The sequence below is a fragment of the Enterococcus sp. AAFC-DPL-5146 genome (assembly GCF_058216635.1).
Window position 1 is genome coordinate 1,024,932 of sequence record NZ_CM177103.1, and the last position, 21,542, is coordinate 1,046,473.

Consider the following 21,542-nt stretch of genomic DNA (forward strand, 5'->3'; position numbering starts at 1 on the left):
GTTAGGGGAATCAGAATGAAAGAATATAATTTAAATGACACAAATATTATTAAATTACCTGAACCAATTGCACTGCATACTGATGATTTACATGTTTGGTATGGAGATAATGAAGCAATTAAAGGGGTTGATTTGGAGTTTGAAAAAAATAAAATCACAGCTTTGATTGGACCTTCTGGTTGTGGTAAATCAACTTATTTACGTTCATTGAATCGAATGAACGATGGGATTGCTAACACTAAAGTTACAGGGACTATCATGTATAAAGATGTAAACGTCAATACTAAAGAAGTGGATGTTTATGAAATGCGTAAACGAATCGGTATGGTATTTCAACGTCCTAATCCTTTTAGTAAATCCATTTATGAAAATATCACATTTGCATTAAAACAACATGGTGAAAAAGATAAGAAAAAACTGGATGAAGCTGTTGAAACAAGCCTAAAACAAGCCGCACTTTGGGATCAAGTTAAAGACAACTTAGATAAAAGTGCCTTGGCCTTGTCTGGTGGTCAACAACAACGGTTATGTATTGCTCGGGCTATTGCCATGAAGCCGGATATTTTACTTTTAGATGAGCCAGCTAGTGCATTGGATCCAATTTCAACGGGTAAAGTGGAAGAAACTTTGGTAAATTTAAAAGATGATTATACGATTATCATCGTAACACATAATATGCAGCAAGCTGCTCGGATCAGTGATTACACGGCCTTTTTCTACTTAGGCAAAGTAATCGAATACGATGAAACAAGAAAAATCTTTACACGACCAAAAATCCAAGCGACAGAAGACTACGTTTCTGGGCATTTTGGTTAGGAGGAGCAAGATGACAAAAGAAATTATTTCATCAAAAGATTTGCATTTATATTATGGTAAAAAAGAAGCTTTAAAAGGAATTGATTTGAGCATCAATCAAGGAGAAATTACTGCGATGATTGGACCGTCTGGTTGTGGTAAATCGACCTATCTTCGTTCATTGAATCGCATGAATGATCTTATTCCGGGTGTGACGATTACTGGTAGTGTTCTTTACAAAGGCAAAGATATTTATGGTCCTAAAACAGATATCGTAGATCTGCGTAAAGAAATTGGAATGGTTTTCCAGCAACCGAATCCATTTCCTTTCTCTGTCTATGAGAATGTAATCTATGGATTACGTTTGAAAGGTGAAAAAGACAAACAAGTTTTGGATGAAGCCGTTGAAACTAGTTTAAAAGCAGCTTCTGTTTGGGAAGATGTAAAAGACAAACTTCATAAAAGTGCGTTATCTTTATCTGGTGGACAACAACAACGTGTGTGTATCGCTCGTGTATTAGCGGTGGATCCTGATATCATTTTACTTGATGAACCGACGAGTGCGTTAGATCCTGTTTCAAGTGGGAAAATTGAAAATATGCTTTTAACACTAAAAGAAAAGTATACGATGATCATGGTAACTCATAATATGTCTCAAGCTTCTCGAATTTCTGATAAAACGGCTTTCTTTTTACAAGGTGAATTGATAGAATTTAATGATACCAAGAAAATATTCTTAAACCCTAAAGAAAAACAAACAGAAGATTATATCTCTGGGAAATTTGGGTAAATCAAAGGAGGAAGACACATGTTGCGCAGTCAATTTGAAGAAGAATTGTTAAATCTCCATAATCAATTTTATGAAATGGGCATGATGGTAAGTAATGTGGTGCATAAATCTGTACGTGCTTACATCAATCATGATAAGAAAATAGCCCAAGAAGTGATTGATTATGATGTAGAAATCAATGACATGGAAGTAAAATTAGAAAAGAAAAGCTTTGAAATGATCGCATTACAACAGCCAGTAACAACAGATTTAAGAATGATTATTACTGTTATGAAAGCTAGTTCTGATTTAGAAAGAATGGCAGATCATGCTGTGTCTATTGCTAAATCAACGATTCGTTTAAAAGGCGAAACACGTATTCCAGAAATCGAAAAAGAAATTTCTGATATGTCTGATTATGTTAAGAAAATGGTTGACAATGTCCTGATTGCCTATGTAAAAACGGATCAAAAAGATGCTCGTATGATCGCTAAGATGGATACACGAGTAAACGAATATTTTGATAGTATTTATAGACATTCAATCAAAGCGATGCAAGCCAATCCAGAAACAGTTGTGAGTGGAACTGACTATCTCCATGTAGCAACATACTTAGAGCGGATTGGTGATTACGTAACAAATATCTGTGAATGGATCGTTTATTTAGCAACAGGAAAAATCACAGAGTTAAATAATCCTCATGATGAATAAAAAATACCCCGATAATTTATCGGGGTATTTTTTTGTAAGTAGAAGAATCCAAAAAAATGTGACAATAAAAAATTGTTTTTGAACGAAATTTCACTAATGTGTTTACATTATTTCATCCAAGATGTATCATACATGTATGTTAGATAGTGTAAACCATTATAATTTTTTGTTTGATGTGAGAAGATTGGAAGAGATATCCTATTCTTTACAGATGATCGAAAACTATTTTGGCACAGCAGAGAATTATGCAGCTGAATTTTTAAACTTTGACAAAGGAAAAATAGAAGAATTTATTTAATTAGCTAAGGGAGTGTGGTTTGTTTTAGCCATTTTTTCTTGCTATAATTGAAGAAAATATAAAGAACGGACTATAAATATGGATAATCAAAAACAACAACTTAGTATTGAAGCTGCTAGATTGTATTATCAATCTGGTCTAGGACAACAGGAGATTGCAAAAAAATTAGATCTTTCCCGCCCAACGATTTCTAGATTGCTGAATTATGCCAAGGAAAAAGGTTATGTACAGATTACGATCTCTGACCCATTTTCCGGTTTATACGAACTTGAAAAACGTCTTAAGGACAAATATGACTTATTGGAAGTACATGTTGTATTTTCTCCAGAGTCTAATTATCAAGTGATAACGGAGTATTTAACATCGTATGCAGCTGAATATTTGACAGAAACAATCAAAAATGGAGATATTCTAGGAGTCAGTTGGGGAACGACTATGTATGAGATTGCAAGGAAACTCGATTCCCAAGAAAGAGTAGGAGTAGAGATTGTTCAATTAAAAGGTGGAATCAGTCATTCCAGTGTGAATACATACGCCAATGAAACCTTGACCTTATTTGAAAAAGCGTATCATACTGTAGCTGTGCAATTACCACTACCTGTTATTTTTGATAATGCGGAAGTAAAAAAAATGGTTGAACAAGATCGTCATATCCAAAAAATCATTTCTAAAGGAAAGCAAGCCAATATTGCACTGTTTACAGTAGGGACTGTTAGAGATGAAGCATTGCTATTTCGTTTAGGGTATTTCAGTGAAGAAGAAGAGAAGCTTCTCAAAGAACAAGCAGTTGGAGATATTTGTTCACGATTTTTTGATAGCAGTGGTGAAATATGTAGTCAGAAGATCAATGAACGGACAATTGGTATTGAATTATCAGATTTAAGAGAAAAAGAAAAAGCCATCTTAGTAGCTGGTGGTTCACGAAAAATTAAAGCGATTGATGGTGCCTTGGCAGGAAAATATGCGAATGTTCTTATCATTGATCAAATTGCAGCAGAAGGATTACTAAATTTATAGATGTTATTGAGAACAAATAGTGTGGGCAACTTGTTTGGAAATGTTTGTTTTTTTGTTGGACATTGAAGTGCCGATTTATTTTTTATATTCTGATTAAAACAGCTCATTTAAAAATGAGCTGTTTTTGATTTATTACTATGAACATTGAATTTATCCTCAAAAATACAATCATGTAATACCGTCCAAACGTTCAATAACTAGCCAGAATTATATGAGTGTTTAGTTGTTTGAACATAATTTCATGACAGTGTTTACAAACGTTCTCATAAAGTGTATAATACAACTATAAAAACTAAAGGAGTGTAATAATGAATATTGCAAAAATGATTGATCACACTGCATTAAAACCTGAAACAACAAAAGATATGATTGTAAAACTTTGTCAAGAAGCTAAAACATATCAGTTTGCGTCAGTTTGCGTGAATCCTTATTGGGTTAAGCTAGCTAGTACTGAATTAAAAGGGTCAGGTGTTGATGTTTGTACCGTAATTGGTTTTCCTTTAGGTGCGAATACATCTGAAACTAAAGCTTTTGAAACAAAAAATGCTATCGTTAATGGTGCTACAGAAGTTGACATGGTCATTAATGTAGGAGCCTTAAAATCTGGCGATTTAGAAACTGTAGAAGCAGATATTCGCGCTGTTGTTGAAGCATCAGGGAATGTTCTTGTAAAAGTTATTCTTGAGACATGCTTGCTGACAAAAGAAGAAATCGTTACTGTTTCTGAATTATCTGTTAAAGCAGGAGCTGATTTTGTTAAAACATCAACTGGTTTTTCAACAGGTGGAGCAACAGCAGAAGATATTGCCTTGATGAGAAAAACTGTAGGACCTAATGTTGGCGTTAAAGCTTCCGGTGGAGTTCGTACAAAAGAAGATGTAGATGCAATGATTGAAGCAGGAGCATCAAGAATCGGTGCAAGCGCAGGAGTTTCTATTATCTCAGGTGACTCATCTGCTCAAGGAAATGGGTATTAAAAAAAGAATAAAGTAAGCAACTCGCTTACTTTTACAAAAGAATGTAAACGAGTTCAAATTGGAGGAGAACATGAAATATTTAATTGGCTGTATAGGTTTGGTGTTTTTTGTAGGAGTAGCTTGGTTAACAAGTAGTGACCGTAAGAAGGTTAAATTTAAACCAATTATTATTATGTTGGTTTTACAATTTCTTTTAGGCTTTGTATTACTGAATACAAGTGCAGGTAATTTTGTTGTTGAAGGAATTGCGAAAGGTTTTGACAATTTACTATTATATGCTAGTGAAGGTGTAAATTTTGTTTTTGGAGGCTTAGTTAATCCAGAAGCAAGCTCGTTTTTCATTGGTGTTTTATTACCAATCGTTTTTATTTCAGCTCTGATTGGAATTTTACAGTATTTTAAAATTCTTCCGTTTATTGTGAAATATATTGGTTTGGCTTTAAGTAAAGTAAATGGCATGGGTAAATTAGAATCTTACAATGCTGTTGCTTCAGCTATTTTAGGTCAATCAGAAGTATTTATTTCTGTAAAAAAACAACTAGGACTTTTACCAAAACACAGACTATATACATTATGTGCTTCAGCGATGTCAACTGTATCAATGGCGATTATAGGTTCATACATGTTCTTACTGAAACCTCAGTATGTAGTAACCGCTATTGTTTTAAACTTATTTGGAGGATTCATCATTACATCAGTAATCAATCCTTATGAAGTGACGGAAGAAGATGATGTTTTAGAAGTAAAAGATGAAAAAGAGCAATCATTCTTTGAAATGTTGGGAGAGTACATCATGGATGGCTTCCATGTAGCAATTACGGTTGCTGCAATGTTGATCGGTTTTGTTGCGGTTATTACGATGATTAATGCAATTTTTAAAGGAATTTTCGGAATTTCATTCCAAGATATTATTGGTTACCTAGTTGCACCATTTGCGTTCTTGATGGGTGTACCAGCAAGCGAGATTGTAGGTGCTGGAAGTATTATGGCAACCAAGCTAGTATCTAATGAATTTGTTGCCATGACTAATTTAACTACAAGTTCAATCGAATTTTCTGGTAGAACAACGGCAATTATTTCTGTTTTCTTAGTTTCTTTTGCTAATTTTTCTTCAATTGGTATCATCTCAGGAGCTGTTAAAAGTTTGAACGAAGAACAAGGGAATGTGGTTGCACGCTTTGGTCTAAAATTATTATTCGGTGCAACACTTGTTAGTTGTCTAACAGCAACGATCGTTGGATTACTTTATTAATTTTTTAAGTTTAACTTGATGAGGTGAAAAGAATGAAAGAATTTAAAAGAATACATGTTGTAGTAATGGATTCTGTTGGAATTGGTGAGGCACCAGACGCTAACGACTTTGATGATTTTGACGTGCATACGCTAGGTCATATCGCTAGAGAAATGAATGGGTTAGATCTACCAAATATGGGGGCTTTAGGATTATCCCATATTGAAGAAATCTCTGGTGTTCAAAAAGTAGACGAACCTCTAGGCTATTATACTAAAATGCAGGAGACATCTGCTGGTAAAGATACAATGACTGGTCACTGGGAAATCATGGGATTATATATTGATAAACCTTTCAGAGTTTTTCCTGATGGATTTCCTGATGAGTTATTAGAAAAGATCAAAGAGTTTTCAGGAAGAGAAATCATTGGCAATAAAGCTGCCAGTGGTACAGAAATTCTTGATGAACTTGGGGAAGAACAACTTAAAACAGGTGCACTTATTGTTTACACTTCGGCAGATTCTGTTTTACAGATTGCAGCGAATGAAGAAATTATTCCGTTAGAAGAATTGTATCGCATTTGTGAATATGCTCGTGAAATTACTAGAGATGAACCTTACATGTTAGGTCGTATCATTGCCAGACCATTTGTAGGGGCATCAAAAGAAACATTCAAGCGTACTGCGAATCGCCATGATTATGCATTGAAACCTTTTGACAAAACAGTTATGGATACGTTAAAAGAAAGCGGATTGGACTCAATTGCTTTAGGTAAGATATCTGATATTTTTGATGGTGAAGGTGTGACTGAAAGCATTCGCACAGTCTCAAATATGGATGGTATGGATAAATTTATCAACTTACTTGATAAAGACTTTCATGGAATGAGCTTTTTAAATTTAGTTGATTTTGATGCAGTCTTTGGTCATCGGAGAGATCCTTTAGGTTACGGAGAAGCATTACAAGAATTTGATCAACGATTACCAGAAGTTTTTGCTAAATTAAAAGAAGATGACTTATTGATTATTACAGCAGATCATGGAAATGATCCTACGTATAAGGGAACAGATCATACTAGGGAGTACGTACCATTATTAGTTTATTCTAAACGTTTCTCAAAAGGTCAGGAATTAAGCATGAGAAAAACATTTTCTGACATTGGTGCAACAGTAGCGGATAACTTTAATGTGAAGATGCCAGATTATGGTACCAGCTTCTTAGCAGATTTAAAATAAAAAAAAGGAATGGTGAAAAAAATGAGAATGGTCGATGTTATTGAAAAAAAGCGTAACGGATTAGAATTAACAAAAGAAGAAATTAAGTTTTTTATTGATGGCTATACTGCAGGAACAATTCCTGATTATCAAGCAAGCGCGTTATTAATGGCTATTTATTTCCAAGATATGACAGATGAAGAACGTGCTAACTTGACACTTGCAATGGTTGATTCAGGTGATGTTATTGACTTATCTGGCATTGAAGGCGTAAAAGTGGATAAACATTCTACTGGAGGTGTTGGTGATACAACAACGTTAGTATTAGCTCCACTTATTGCAGCATTGGATATTCCTTTTGCAAAAATGTCTGGTCGTGGTTTAGGGCATACTGGTGGAACTTTGGATAAATTAGAATCATTTGATGGTTTCCACATCGAAATCAGTGATGAAGAATTTATCAATATCGTTAACCAAGATAAAATTGCTGTTATCGGACAGTCTGGTAACTTAACACCAGCTGACAAGAAAATTTATGCACTACGTGATGTAACAGGAACAGTTAGTTCTATACCATTGATTGCTGGTTCAATCATGAGTAAGAAAATTGCTGCTGGTGCAGATGCGATTGTTTTAGACGTAAAAACAGGTGCAGGTGCCTTTATGAAAACAGAAGAAGATGCTGAAAAATTAGCTGAAGCAATGGTTCGTATCGGAAATCTTGTTGGAAGAAAAACAATGGCCATCATCTCTGATATGTCTCAACCTTTAGGTGCTGCAATCGGAAACTCTTTAGAAATCAAAGAAGCCATTGATACATTAAAAGGAAATGGACCAGAAGACTTAACAGAGCTAGTTTTAACTTTAGGAAGTCAAATGGTTGTTTTAGCAGGAAAAACAGATTCATTAGATGAAGCACGCCAAATGTTGCTTAGCGTGATTGCAGACGGTTCTGCTTTAGAAAAATTTGCAGTGTTCGTTAAAAATCAAGGAGGTAACCCAGAATGGGTGGAAAATCCTGAATTGTTGCCTCAAGCTGAATATACATTTGAAGTAACTGCAGATAAAGATGGTGTAGTATCTGAAATCGTTGCTGATGCTATTGGTGTAGCTGCAATGAAACTAGGTGCTGGTCGAGCAACTAAAGAAGATGAAATTGATTTGGCAGTTGGTCTAGTATTAAACAAGAAAATTGGAGACACTGTTAAAGCTGGAGATTCTCTTGTTACTATCCATGCAAACAAAACAGATATTTCTGAAGCAGAAGCTATGATCAAAGAGAACATCCAAATTGGCAACACAGGACAAGCACCAAAATTAATTTACAAACAAATTTCTTAAAATAATCAATTGTCTATCGAATAAAAGGCGCGTTTGAAATGATTGATTGTTTAAAGTGATATATAATAAGAAGAAGATACTACTCATTACGAGATATCTTCTTCTTTTTTTCATATTTTTGATACTGTACGGAAGTACAAGGTAAAATTCATTCTTAAGTCCTATGACAAAGAACAAAAAAGAAGGCATAATAGGTACATAAGGAAAACACCTTCGGGTGAAAAATTTGCTAAGGAGGCAATTTCCATGAAAGAAAGAGAAAGAGTATTAGACTTAGTAAAAAAAGGTATCCTATCTTCAGAGGAAGCTTTAGTCTTACTAGAAAACATGGCGACAGAAAAAGATGAGAAACAAATCAAAAAAGCTGCCGACAAAGTAAATGTAACAAATCCAACTGCTGACACAATAGAAAATGATAAAGTCGTAGATTTATTAAATAAGTTAGAAAAACAAAAGGAAGAAGACATTGAACCAGAAGTTTCCGATGAAGAAGTTAAAGCAAAAGAAGCTCAAGATCATGAACGTCTAGAACAAATCCTTGATGATCTAGCGACAGAAGCAAATCGAGCATCAGTAGAATTAGATGAAATTAATGCTGAAATTGCTGGTGTCAAAGAAGAAATTAAAGAAGCACAAGAAAAATTAATGGAATTAAATACCAAAGAAGAGTTAAGCGAATTAACTAACGAAGATTTAAATGCAAGAACGTCATTAGAAGAAGAAATTAAAGCTTTAGAAGGTTCTTTAGAAGAACGGGTTCAAGAAAAAATTGTTTTAGAAATGGAATTAAAAAATATTCGTAAAGAACAATGGTCTGAAACAAAGGACCGTGTTACTTCAAAATTTGATATTCCAGATGATTGGAAAGATCAAGCAACCGATACAATCAATCAAGTCGGTGAAAAAATGAGTGAAGCTGGTTCTCAATTAGGTTCTTTCCTTAAGAAAACATTTAGTTCATTCTCAGAAACAATGAATGATAATATGGAATGGAAGGATGTTAGCTTTAAAGTTCCTGGTGTTGCTACAACGAAGTTTGATCATGAATTTAATTATCCGACACCACAAGCAAGCTTGATTGATGTTAAAGTTGCCAATGGAAATATCGTGTTTAAAACATGGGATCAGCTGGATGTTAAAGTTGAAGGGAAAATCAAACTATACGGTAAGATGGATGCAGAAACGCCACTTGAAGCCTTTTTGGAAAGAAGCCAAATTGATGTAGATGATGAAGTTATTTCATTCCAAATACCAAACAAACGTGTCCGTGCAGACTTGGTTTTCTACTTACCAGAAAGAACATTCGATCACGTTTCCATCAAGTTATTGAATGGCAATGTATCTGTTGAATCATTGAAAGCGAAAGACGTATACACTAAGTCAACAAATGGTTCAATTACATTTAATAAAATTGATGCAACAATGCTTGAAATCGAAGGTGTAAATGGAGATATCAAAGTTTTAGACGGTGAAATTTTAGATAATATCATCGAAACCGTTAATGGAACAGTGACTATCGCTGCAACACCTCAAACAATTGGCGTTTCATTAATCAATGGAGATGTCCGCATTACAGCTAAAGAAAAAACATTACGTAAAATAGAAGCAAATTCTGTAAATGGCAATGTCAAAATCGCATTACCGAACGAACTAGGCGTCGAAGGAACAGTAAAAACAAGCTTAGGTACTATTAATAGTCGCTTAAGTGATTATGAAGTTATTCGTGAAAAGAAAGAAAGAACCAACCAATTACTACAATTTAGACGATTAAATGATGATGATATGGCGCAAATCAATGCTTCTACAACAACAGGAAACATTTATTTAAAAGATACGGATAAATAAATGTGTAGAGCAGTGAAGAGATAAAACGTGTCAATTCCTTGAACAAAAGTTAAGAGAAAAACTCTTAACTTTTGATCAGGGGATACTAAAAAAGGATGGGCAAAAAGGAAACAATTCAGTTTTTTTCAAATGAAAAAACTTTTGTCTCGCCATCCATTCTAGTGTATAATTTTAAAGATGAGAGGTGAAAAGAGATGAAAAAACAATTAACAAAATCTCCTAATAATGTGGTATTAACAGGAAGCTTAGCAGGTATTGCTGAGTGGATCGGTGTCGATCCTACCATCGTACGAGTGATTTATGTTATTCTTGCTATTTTCTCTGCAGGTTTTCCAGGATTCTTGCTTTACATTGCGTTAGCGGTATTACTTCCTTCTGGTAGAAGCAGAAATTATGATAATTATGGAAATAAAAATCCGTATAATAGAAATACTCGTAATCCAAATCCATATGCAAATGAACACAAACAAAGAAAACAAGCGGAAAAAGTCAACGATGATGACTGGAGTGACTTCTAATGACATACTTTCAACGTCTGATCGTTAATACGTTGACATTTGTTTCACTCTCAGTAATTTTTCCGAATATGATTTATGTGAGAAGTATCTGGATGGCAGTCATTGCAGCATTTGTGCTTTCTATATTGAATATGTTAGTAAAACCAGTGTTGACGATTTTGTCGCTTCCATTTACTTTACTTACCTTTGGTTTGTTCAGCTTCATTGTGAATGCTGCGATTTTAAAAATGACTTCTTCATTTGTTGGAGAAATGAATTTCGGTTTTTCCAGTTTTGGAGCAGCGATTCTAATGGCAGTGATCATGTCTTTAGTGAATATGATTGTTAGTGAACGTAATATAGATAAATACAGTGAGTAAGGATAAAACCCAAACGATAAGTTGGGTTTTATCCTTTTTTTATAGATAAGATAAACAGGTTTGAAGAAAATGTTGGGAATCATTAATTAGCAAACAAAATTTATATATGAAAAAACTTTTAAGCTAATTAAAAGTTTTTATTTTATATTGAATTCGTTTGTACGAATAATTTTATATGTATATTTCATTTAATGCTTTTTTTTTAGTGGAAATAGAGCTAAAGATGGCTATGTTCCCAAATAATAATAATTTATACTAAATAAGCATATATTATTATTATGTAAATGGGGAGAAGCAATGGGGAGAAGCAATGGGGAGAAGCAAATGAATAATAAGAAAAAGTTGAAAATCAGATTTTTTATCGGGTTAGTCTTCTTAGGAATCGGGCTAACCAGTTGGGTATTTTTGCCAAGTACTGCTATCAAGGCAAAGACAGATAAAGAGGAACAAACAAGTAATACAAACAAAGAACAAACAAAAAAAGAAGAACCGACAACTAGTATAACAGAGAAAAAAACTGAAAAAAAAGAACAAACAAAGAAAGTAGCTTCTGTGGAAGGAAAACCATTAGTCGTGAAGTTATATGAGAAGTTTCCAGATCTTAATTCTGAGTCAGGATACAACGAACTTTTCGCAACGAAACGAGTGCCAAAAACAGAAAACGAGGTATCCTATGAATGGGTAGCCAACGAAGCAGGAGAGCCAACCGAGCCAGCGAATACCTTTGACTCAAGTAAATCTGGCCTTCACATCAGCTACATCAAAATGACAGACAAAACAAATCCGGAAAATACAAAAGTGGTTCCTGTTCCTGTGACAGTAATCACAGAGGATGAAACGGTAGAAATTGGAGGTAAAGCAGGCTTAAGCTATAATACCCCATTACTAAAAGCAAGTGAGATTAAAGGAAAAAACAACGCTGATATTATTGCTATCCTGACAAAACGATTGGCGATGAAAACGTGGGAGCTAAGCTCCGGAGCTGCGTTAACTGCGACTGTCACCAACGCTCCCATTGTGAATACACTTCGTGGAAGTGCTGAGATTACAGTAACGGTTAAAGTAGGAACTGAATCACTCACGCAACCAATCAGAGCAACGGTTGTTCCAGATGATATTTTTGGAGACGATGAGATTGAAGGGTGGAAAAATGTTCCCATGGATCCTCCGAATCCTGAGTGGGTACCAGGAAATCTTAAGCCATCTGTGCTTACTCAAAAAGAGAAAGGGTTGACCAACCCGATTAATGGAAGCAGAATAGGAATGCCCTTTAGAGGGGTCTATGATGATGCGAGTAAATCGAATGATATAGGATTTGTTATGGTGGATAGCAATGATTGGGGATTCGTTTATCTTACACAGCGAACAAAAACTGTTCCAGGTAAGGTTGATAGTAAGGGATATTATGGACCGTTATATGACCACAGATTAAATATAGGAGGTACTTGGTCTAGCGATAAAGGTGTCGGATATGGCCCATTTGCGTATGAAAATGCATCAGCTAAATATTTCCTACGCAAAGGAGACAAAATAAAAGAAGTTGTCGTCGATGATGCGAATAAAGTGATGTATGTTTACGATTTATCGTTGCAGAAAAACTTGAATTTTTTAATTATGTTTAGTATGTATAATCTTTCCACTAAATCTGAAAAATTTGCATTGTTTGAACCTACGGGGCTGCAGATAGTGAGTACTGTATTAGCGATGCCATTTTACGCAGTAGGGGATAATAACATCGGGTTTTCTGCGACATACAAAAATGACAGTCTCCCAAAGTACAATAGGAGACTGACGGTAAAATTGAAAGATAATAAAGGACAGTGGCTTTCAGACTATACAAAATATAAGGTTGGGGAGAATTATGTTAGGGGTACTGTGAAGCCTGGTGTTATTGATTTGGGGCTAATGAGTGGAAAAAATTATTTTGGGAGTGGTTTTACTACCCCAGGAGATGAAAGTAAACAATACAAAAATGGTGCTCTAATGTATAAACCAGATGCTATGTCTGGCTTTGCATTAGGAGCTCCTTGGAAGGTTGTAGAACCTGATAAGGCGATCAAGGGTGGCTATGAGATGTTTTTTGGAACGGAATTGCCGTATATGCATCTAAATGTTACGCCAGAAGAATTTAATGTCTATTCCGATTATGCTGGGGATTTCAATGTAGACTACAAGATAAGTTCTATTCCTAGTAAAACGTATAATGGTAGTGGGAACCTTTATGCGACCTATCCAAATGGTGAGACTGTTGGGTATCCTTTTACAGGGGATGATGCAGGTAATGCAAACGGAAGTATCAATATAAAAGATAAGTTACCAAAACAGCTGAATGACAAAGTTGGCACAATCAAGACGTATGAAACATCGTTAATTGCGGTTAATGAAGTAGGTGCGGAGTCTGGACTATCGTCAGAGGAAGAGCCTAGTATAAAAATCAATGCCTATGCTTTCGGTGGTTTACCAATCGGACAGGTAGTCAAAAAAGGAAGTACTTGGACTAAGACGGCTGAGTCATTAATCAAAGACCCTGCTGTATTACCAGGACACACAGCAGCTTTTGAGTATGTGAACAAAGCAAAACCAGTTGATACCTCAAAATTAGGAGTACAATTTGCAGAAGTTCGAATGACGGATGAAAAGCAAACTGACAAAACAGTTGTTATAAAAGTTCCTGTACTGGTGTCAGAAGAGACTCCCTTACCATCAACGGGCATAAGAATAGGGGCTGACGACTTTTCTATCGAAAAAAGTGAATTAGCCGGCAAAACAAAGGCTGAATTAGAAGCCTTGATTCTAGAAAAATCAGGCGCAGTAGGGTTTGATTTAGCAACAGGGGCAACGACAGGGATTGATTTATCTATTTTAAATACAACCTTAACAAATGCTCCAGATGCAACAAAACCCCATACCGCTGAAATTCAAGCGGAAAAAGGAACTGAAACGAACAAGAAAACCATCAATATTACAGTAACGGATCAATCAACATTAGCTGTTTCATTCGTCGATGAAGATAATTTAGAACTTTCCCCTCAAATTGTGTTAACTGGGAATGTAGGTAGCGCAGTCGATTTAACAGCTAATACTGCTATAACAGATGCCATTAAGGCTCAAACCGATAAAGGATATGTGGTAACGGAACGTCCATTAAATGAAACAGCATACAAAATTGACGACAATATAGCTCAAACAGTCACTTATAAGTTTCGAACACATTCCCGATTGACCATTTACTTTATGAATGATCAATGGGAGGAACTTACTTCGTCTGTTGTATTGAAAAAAAGAATAGGTACGACAATCAATCTAAGGGAGGAAGAAGCTGTAAAATCTACGTTGTATCATCTTATGGAAGAAAAATATTTTGTGTTGAGGGGTGTACCTATTACGGAGGAAAACTATACCTTCTCTTCCGAGGACGAAGAAGAATTTTATGATTTTGATGTCGATAAAAACTTAGACGTTCAAATTGTTGACGAAGAGGGAAACAAGATTGATAGACTAACAATAACGAGAAAGATTGGTTCTCTTGATTTAACTAAAGATAGTGATGTCCTTTCAGCAATAAAAAAATTGGAAGAGGATAATTATGAAGTGATTGGACGCCCAGAAAATGAGACCGATTTTCCTGTAAGATCTACTAGTGGGCCAATCATTTATACGGTTAAAAAAAGAACAAACACCCTAACTGTTAACTTTTTAGATGAAAAAGGAAAAGTATTAAGGCCTGCATACACTGATGTCAAAGTTATAGGTACAACGGTTGATTTGACAATGGTGAAGGAAATTACGGATGTTCTCACTCAGCTGAAAGAAGACAACTATAAGTTAGTGAAAGCACCTGTTGATGAACTCATCACAATTGTTTCTGGGGAAGAAAATAATAATTTTACGTACCAATTTACTGGTACCTTAGAAATTCTTTCAGCTCCCGATATATTAGATTTTGGAACAAAAGAAGGAACCATTTTTTCAGCGAAGTACAAAGATCCTAAAATTATAGGGAAACCTCTTGTGGTATCTGATACACGGGCAGATAAGGTGAAATGGAACCTAAAAGCCAAATTAGATCAGCCACTAACTAGTTTAGAGAATCCGCAAGTTAAGATACCAGATGCAATTAAGTACAGCGATCAGGAGAATGAATTACAGTTGTCAAGTGAAAATATCGTTATCTTCAGTTACTTAAATACAGCTTCAGGAAGTTATGATGTGACGAAGGAGCGTTGGTCTAAAGGCGATGGATTTATGATTGACCTGAAACCAGGTGATTTAAAGGCACTTGGAAAATATCAGGCGAAAATGACGATTACTTTGGAAGATGCGAAGTAAAGGAATTTAAATAAAGAATAGATTCATTAGCTATTCTTAAAAAGAAAACACAACTGATTTTGAGGAACATTCTTAAAAATCAGCTGTGTTTTTCTATATTTTTTATGCAAAGGGGTCAGTAAGTTCGATTAGTTGGCATTCTTTGTGTCGATTAATATAACTGTATAAAATATTGATAAAATCGACTTGTTCTTTGGAAAACTGCTGAATATTTTCGGGCTTATTTTTAGGAAGAATCTTTTTTGCAAGTTCATTAGGTGTATATTTAGTAAAGGTCCGTTTCGTCAGTGTTCGGCTATTTATAACAAGACCTTGATAAATCAGAAAATATTTTATTTTTGATCCAATCGGAATAGATAAAAATTGCCAATCGGTTTGAGATGCTAGAATCAATTTTTTATTTTGATTGAAAAAGCGTGTTAGAAATTGCCAATTTTCGCGTAAGGTTGCTGCTTTTTCGAATGATTGATTTTCTGAAGCTAAAATCATTTTTGTTTCTAAACGATTTTGTGGGAGTTGATTGTTCAGAGTAAACGCACCAAGTAATTCTGTAAAAGCAGTTTCACGATCTAATGGAGGCGTGGCACTTTCAGAGAAAGACTGTTGCCAATAATTTTTTTGGTTTAATCCATATAGGTTTTCTAAAATTCGTTTTAGTTCTGGAAGTCTTCTATTGATAGAAAAAGGACCAAAACAATTTTTTTTCATTGGAACAGTGCGTATATTAATCGAAAGTTCTTCTTTTTCGTTATTGATTTCAATATATTTATACTTTTCAAAAGAGTTCATCTGCCGGTTATAGAGTGGGCGATATTCTTGAATCAATTGACATTCTAGTAAAAAAGCATCAAGCTCAGAATCTACTTGAATAACGTCAAAATCAGTTAGTTGTTGAATCATCCGAATGGTTTTACTTGAATGTTGTTTGTTTTTAACAAAGTAACTGCTGACACGTTCCCGTAGTTTTTTTGCTTTACCTACATAAATGATTGTTCCGTGTTTATCTTTCATTAAATAAACACCTGGAGTTATAGGCAGTTTTCTTACCTGTTCTTTTAAATTATTTTTCATAAGAAACACATCCAATTGATTGTTTTTGACTGGATACAGTGATACAAATTAAGTATACAAATTAATTTAGGATAGTCAATGTTTAACTGGTAATTAGTGGGTGGAAACCTATTTCTGAATAAAAGGAGGATAGTGAGAAATATTAATCACTGAGAATACAAACAAAACAAGAACAATCTTCCTAATAGCTAGAAACTTGCCACCTGAAATGATAAAATGGAACGAGTAGAGATTTGGAAAGGAATGAATGATAAATATGGAAGAAGTTGTAAAAATTCATCAACTGGTAGAAAAGCTTTCTTTAGAAGTCGTTTATGGCGATGAAGAAAGTTTAAATAGAGAAATTACAACAGGAGATATTTCTCGTCCTGGACTGGAATTGACTGGGTATTTTAATTATTATCCTCACAATCGCTTACAGTTATTCGGTAGTAAGGAGATTACATTTTCTGAACGGATGATACCAGAAGAACGCTTGATGGTTATGCGTCGTTTGTGTGAGAAGGATACACCGGCTTTTATTATTTCTAGAGGATTAGAAGCTCCAGTGGAAATGGTGCAAGCAGCGAAAGAAAAAGGCTTGGCAGTTTTGCGCTCCCCAATTTCCACATCAAGATTGTTAGGGGAATTATCAAGCTATCTAGATAGTCGTTTAGCGGCAAGAACTAGCGTACATGGTGTCTTAGTTGATGTTTATGGACTTGGTGTCTTGATTCAAGGCGATAGCGGTATCGGTAAAAGTGAGACAGCGTTAGAGTTGATCAAGCGTGGTCACCGATTGATCGCAGATGACCGAGTAGACGTTTATCAGCAAGATGAATTAACCGTTGTGGGTGAACCACCTAAGATTTTGCAACATCTGATTGAAATTCGCGGTATTGGGATCATTGATGTAATGAATCTATTTGGTGCAAGTGCTGTACGTGGTTTTATGCAGGTACAACTTGTAGTCTATTTAGAAGCTTGGGAAAAAGATAAAAAATATGATCGATTGGGCTCAGATGATGCAATGGTTGAAATTGCAAGTGTGGACGTTCCGCAAATTCGTATTCCTGTTAAAACTGGACGAAACGTAGCAATTATTATTGAAGTTGCTGCAATGAATTTCCGTGCAAAAACAATGGGTTATGATGCGACAAAAGCATTTGAAGATCGTTTGACAAGGTTAATTGAGGAAAATTCTGGTGCTAACTAGTTTTGTGAGTTAGTCATTTTGGAATGAAGATAACGATTGAATAGGGTAAAAAGTACCTCAGTCAATTTTTCAATCAGAGCTGAAATCGTTCAGTCAGTTTTTAGATTTAGGAGGAAGCCAAATGTTAGGACAAGTAAATCCAGTTGCACTTAATCTTTTTGGAGTATCTGTTTACTGGTATGCAGTTATTATAGTTACAGGGATCGTACTAGCTGTTTGGTTAAGTAGTAAAGAAGCAGCTCGTGTCGGTTTAAAAGAAGATGATGTAATTGATTTTATGTTATGGGGCTTGCCAAGTGCAATTATTGGTGCTCGTTTGTATTATGTGATTTTTCAATGGCAAGATTATGTTGACAATCCAATTGAAATCTTCTTGACCAGAAATGGTGGACTGGCAATTTATGGGGGGCTGATTGGTGGAGGACTTGCCTTATTTTTCTTTACAAGACATCGATTCATATCAACATGGACCTTTTTAGATATTGCAGCACCAAGTGTGATTTTGGCGCAAGGAATCGGTCGTTGGGGAAATTTTATGAATCATGAAGCGTATGGACCTGCAACAACACGAACTTTTTTGGAAGGTTTGCATTTACCTAAGTTTATTATTGATAACATGAATATTGATGGAACGTATCATCAACCAACGTTTTTATACGAATCTATATGGAATGTTTTAGGATTTATTGTTTTGGTTGTTTTAAGGAGAAAGAAAAATTTCTTAAAAGAAGGCGAAGTCTTTCTAGGTTACCTTATTTGGTATTCTTTTGGACGTTTCTTTATTGAAGGAATGCGGACAGATAGTTTATATGCTTTTGGAAATATTCGAGTTTCGCAGTTGGTTTCTCTTGTGTTATTTTTCGGTGCAATAGTGACCGTAGTCATTCGTCGTAAAAAAGGTACAGTAAAATTTTATGATCGTCAACAGGGAACTGCAAAAAAGACAGTTTAGTACTGCCTATTCCAGCTAAGCTATGTTAAAATACTAGTTGGGTATAAAAGTTATAAAATTAGTCATTTAATTTGGTTATTTAAAGAAATAAGAAGTTGAAAAATGCTTAGATACTTAGAGAGTTTTCTATTTTTCAGTCAGAGCTAAACGATTTGTTCAGCTTTTCTATGATCTAGCTTCACCAAATCAGCTCTTCGGAAAAAAGATAAAAACTAAATGAGTCAAAAAGCGACTCAGTTAGTTTTTCCTATTTTTCAGTCAGAGCTAAACAATTCGTTCAGCTTTTCTTATTTTGAAAGGAGATTTTCACCAATGAAACAAAAAGTTGCTGTTTTAGGTCCTGGTTCATGGGGAACTGCATTGGCCCAAGTTTTAGCAGAAAATGGTCATGAGGTTCGTATTTGGGGACATAATAAAGCACAAATTGATGAAATCAATATGTACCATACTAATCATCATTATCTTCCTGATTTAGTTATTCCAGAGTCTATTCAAGGAAAGGTATCATTGGAGGAATGTATTCAAGGTGCGGATGCGGTCTTGTTTGTTGTTCCTACCAAAGCGATTAGGACTGTTGCTCAAGAATTTACAGCTAAATGTACGAATCAACCATTGATCATTCATGCGAGTAAAGGGTTGGAACAGGGAAGTCATAAGCGCATATCTGAGGTTTTGATGGAAGAAATTCCAGCAGAGAAAAGACGTGGTGTAGCTGTTTTATCCGGTCCGAGTCATGCAGAAGAAGTAGCTGTGCATGATATTACAACAATCACTGCTGCAAGTGAGAATTTAGCAGATGCAATGTACGTTCAATCATTATTTATGAATGATTATTTTAGAATATATACAAATGATGATGTGATTGGTGTAGAGACAGGTGCGGCTTTAAAAAATATTATTGCTTTAGGCGCTGGTGCGATTCATGGATTAGGTTTTGGCGATGATGCGAAAGCTGCGATTATGACACGTGGTTTAGCTGAAATTAGTCGTCTAGGTGTAGCGATGGGAGCCAATCCTCTAACCTTTATTGGACTAAGTGGGGTGGGAGACTTGATTGTTACCTGCACCAGTATTCATTCTCGTAATTGGCGTGCTGGAAATCTACTGGGTAAAGGGCATAGTTTAGATGAAGTTCTTGAAAATATGGGGATGATCGTTGAAGGGGTATCCACAACGAAAGCCGCTTATGAGCTTTCTCAGCAGTTAAATGTTGATATGCCGATTACAGAAGCGATTTATAAGGTATTATATGAAGGTAAAGATGTAAAACAAGCAGCAAAAGAAATTATGTTACGTGATGGTAAAACAGAGAATGAATTTTCAATATAATTATTAGGAGGCCATTTGGCATGAAAGTAAAAAAAGCAGTTATTCCAGCAGCTGGACTGGGAACAAGATTCTTACCGGCGACAAAAGCAATGGCAAAAGAGATGTTGCCAATCGTTGATAAACCAACGATTCAATTTATTGTTGAAGAAGCATTGGCTTCAGGGATCGAAGATATTTTGATCGTTACAGGAAAAGCAAAACGTCCTATCGAAGATCATTTTGATGCAAATTTCGAATTAGAAAGTAATCTTCGTGAGAAAAACAAAACAGATTTGTTGAAATTAGTAGAAGAGACGACGGATGTTAATCTTCATTTTATTCGTCAATCTCATCCAAAAGGTTTAGGTCATGCCGTCTTACAAGCGAAAGCTTTTGTAGGAAATGAACCATTTGTTGTTATGCTTGGTGATGATATCATGGAAGATAAAATTCCGTTGTCAAAACAATTGATGAATGATTACGAAGAGACACATGCATCAACAATCGCTGTCATGAAAGTTCCTCATGAAGAAACATCAAAATACGGGATTATTAATCCAGAAGCTGAAGTTTCTAAAGGTTTGTATAACGTGAATAATTTTGTTGAAAAACCGAAACCAGAAGAAGCACCAAGCGATTTGGCAATTATTGGAAGATACTTGCTAACACCTGAAATTTTTCATGTGTTGGAATCACAAGAACCAGGTGCCGGCGGTGAGATTCAATTAACAGATGCGATTGATACGTTGAATAAAACGCAGCGTGTATTTGCTAGAGAATTTACTGGTAAACGTTATGATGTAGGCGATAAATTTGGTTTTATGAAAACAAGTATTGAATATGGATTGGTTCACCCAGAAGTGAAGGATAATCTACGTGAATATATCATCGAACTAGGAGCGGAACTTTCTAAAGAAGAAGGATCTAAAAAGAAATAGAGAAAAACGATTCAAATCATTTTTTCTTTTGAAGGCAGAGCAAAGTTGTTCTGCCTTTTTTTGTAAAAAACAACTCGAAATGTTTTAAATCAATGTGGAGAGTGGTACCATAAATTGTTATAATTAAAATAACAAAGTTAACTGAATCATTTGTGAAAAATATCAGTTGGTGTTATTCTAAGAGCATGGAATATTTGACGAGAGGAGCAAGAGAATGACAGGTGGAGAGGTTGCAGCGATTATTGCTGCAGTGGCATTTGCTGTATTAGTAGTGTTTATTATTCTGGTATTGATAAAAATAGGCAAAACAGTAGAGAAAGTTACGACCACAGTTGATGAAGCGAATAAAACAATTGAGGTTGTAACAAAAGATGTAGATATTTTATCTAGACAAGTAGAAGGACTATTAGTAAAGAGTAATGAGTTATTAGACGATGTTAATAAGAAAGTCGCAACAATTGACCCGTTATTTGAAGCCGTAGCTGATTTAAGTGAAAGTGTTTCTGAACTTAATTATTCTAGCAGAAATCTACTTGGCAAAGTCGGATCTGTTGGTAAGACCACTGCTAAAGCAGGAGTTGTAAGTAAAGTTGGCGGAGCAGCGTTTAGAGCATTACGTTCAAAACAATCAAAAGCAAGTCAATCAACTAAATAATAAAAGATAATGGAGGAAT

At 35.1% G+C, this 21,542-nt stretch carries 18 protein-coding genes; 17 read left to right on the forward strand and 1 reads right to left on the reverse strand.

All coding sequences use genetic code 11. The features are described 5' to 3' along the window. Nucleotides 1-15 precede the first annotated feature (15 nt). From pstB (AC4BB2_RS04660) to AC4BB2_RS04715, 12 genes are all read left to right on the forward strand, one after another. The gene (pstB, locus tag AC4BB2_RS04660; RefSeq protein ID WP_490474271.1) at nt 16-816 is read left to right on the forward strand and encodes a phosphate ABC transporter ATP-binding protein PstB; all 801 of its coding nucleotides are present in this window, start codon (nt 16-18) and stop codon (nt 814-816) included. Between the two features lie 10 nt (nt 817-826). Next, nucleotides 827-1,585, forward strand: a complete 759-nt coding sequence (gene pstB / locus AC4BB2_RS04665) for a phosphate ABC transporter ATP-binding protein PstB (RefSeq protein WP_069633782.1) — start codon at nt 827-829, stop codon at nt 1,583-1,585. Between the two features lie 18 nt (nt 1,586-1,603). Next, nucleotides 1,604-2,275 carry a phosphate signaling complex protein PhoU gene (gene phoU, locus AC4BB2_RS04670; protein WP_069633781.1) on the forward strand — a complete coding sequence of 224 codons (672 nt, stop codon included), beginning with the start codon at nt 1,604-1,606 and terminating at the stop codon, nt 2,273-2,275. A 376-nt stretch (nt 2,276-2,651) separates the two neighbouring features. Next, entirely contained in the window at nt 2,652-3,590 is a 939-nt protein-coding gene (gene deoR, locus AC4BB2_RS04675) for a DNA-binding transcriptional repressor DeoR (RefSeq protein WP_490474272.1), read from the forward strand. 308 nt (nt 3,591-3,898) lie between these two features. Next, a complete protein-coding gene (deoC, locus tag AC4BB2_RS04680) occupies nt 3,899-4,567 on the forward strand; it encodes a deoxyribose-phosphate aldolase (protein ID WP_490474273.1) in 669 nt (222 codons plus the stop codon). Nucleotides 4,568-4,637: 70 nt separating this feature from the next. Next, nucleotides 4,638-5,819 carry a NupC/NupG family nucleoside CNT transporter gene (locus AC4BB2_RS04685; protein ID WP_490474274.1) on the forward strand — a complete coding sequence of 394 codons (1,182 nt, stop codon included), beginning with the start codon at nt 4,638-4,640 and terminating at the stop codon, nt 5,817-5,819. A gap of 32 nt (nt 5,820-5,851) precedes the next feature. Continuing rightward, entirely contained in the window at nt 5,852-7,033 is a 1,182-nt protein-coding gene (gene deoB / locus AC4BB2_RS04690) for a phosphopentomutase (RefSeq protein WP_490474275.1), read from the forward strand. 21 nt (nt 7,034-7,054) lie between these two features. Continuing rightward, complete coding sequence (locus tag AC4BB2_RS04695; protein WP_490474276.1) at nt 7,055-8,353, forward strand: pyrimidine-nucleoside phosphorylase; 1,299 nt, start codon at nt 7,055-7,057, stop codon at nt 8,351-8,353. Nucleotides 8,354-8,599: 246 nt separating this feature from the next. Further along, nucleotides 8,600-10,198, forward strand: coding sequence for a daptomycin-sensing surface protein LiaX (liaX, locus tag AC4BB2_RS04700; RefSeq protein ID WP_490474277.1), 1,599 nt, complete (start codon nt 8,600-8,602; stop codon nt 10,196-10,198). A 194-nt stretch (nt 10,199-10,392) separates the two neighbouring features. After that, on the forward strand, nt 10,393-10,716 hold the full coding sequence (locus AC4BB2_RS04705; RefSeq protein ID WP_206843294.1) for a PspC domain-containing protein: 324 nt from the start codon (nt 10,393-10,395) through the stop codon (nt 10,714-10,716). Then, the gene (locus AC4BB2_RS04710) at nt 10,716-11,075 is read left to right on the forward strand and encodes a phage holin family protein (protein WP_490474278.1); all 360 of its coding nucleotides are present in this window, start codon (nt 10,716-10,718) and stop codon (nt 11,073-11,075) included. The genes AC4BB2_RS04705 and AC4BB2_RS04710 overlap by 1 nt, the downstream gene beginning before the upstream one ends. 324 nt (nt 11,076-11,399) lie before the next feature. Beyond that, nucleotides 11,400-15,404: a MucBP domain-containing protein gene (locus AC4BB2_RS04715; protein WP_490474279.1), complete on the forward strand. Its 4,005-nt coding sequence runs from the start codon at nt 11,400-11,402 to the stop codon at nt 15,402-15,404. 102 nt (nt 15,405-15,506) lie between these two features. Here AC4BB2_RS04715 and AC4BB2_RS04720 read toward each other — a convergent pair whose 3' ends face one another. Then, nucleotides 15,507-16,475 (reverse strand): GIY-YIG nuclease family protein, encoded by a 969-nt coding sequence (locus AC4BB2_RS04720; protein ID WP_490474280.1) that lies wholly within the window; start codon nt 16,473-16,475, stop codon nt 15,507-15,509. A gap of 256 nt (nt 16,476-16,731) precedes the next feature. Between AC4BB2_RS04720 and hprK the strand changes: the two genes are divergently transcribed. From hprK to AC4BB2_RS04745, 5 genes are all read left to right on the forward strand, one after another. Continuing rightward, complete coding sequence (gene hprK / locus AC4BB2_RS04725; protein ID WP_490474666.1) at nt 16,732-17,670, forward strand: HPr(Ser) kinase/phosphatase; 939 nt, start codon at nt 16,732-16,734, stop codon at nt 17,668-17,670. A gap of 121 nt (nt 17,671-17,791) precedes the next feature. Then, the gene (gene lgt, locus AC4BB2_RS04730; protein ID WP_490474281.1) at nt 17,792-18,622 is read left to right on the forward strand and encodes a prolipoprotein diacylglyceryl transferase; all 831 of its coding nucleotides are present in this window, start codon (nt 17,792-17,794) and stop codon (nt 18,620-18,622) included. Nucleotides 18,623-18,934: 312 nt separating this feature from the next. Then, complete coding sequence (locus AC4BB2_RS04735) at nt 18,935-19,951, forward strand: NAD(P)H-dependent glycerol-3-phosphate dehydrogenase (protein WP_490474282.1); 1,017 nt, start codon at nt 18,935-18,937, stop codon at nt 19,949-19,951. A 20-nt stretch (nt 19,952-19,971) separates the two neighbouring features. Next, complete coding sequence (gene galU / locus AC4BB2_RS04740; RefSeq protein WP_490474283.1) at nt 19,972-20,868, forward strand: UTP--glucose-1-phosphate uridylyltransferase GalU; 897 nt, start codon at nt 19,972-19,974, stop codon at nt 20,866-20,868. A 214-nt stretch (nt 20,869-21,082) separates the two neighbouring features. Then, entirely contained in the window at nt 21,083-21,523 is a 441-nt protein-coding gene (locus tag AC4BB2_RS04745) for a DUF948 domain-containing protein (RefSeq protein WP_490474284.1), read from the forward strand. Nucleotides 21,524-21,542: the final 19 nt, after the last annotated feature.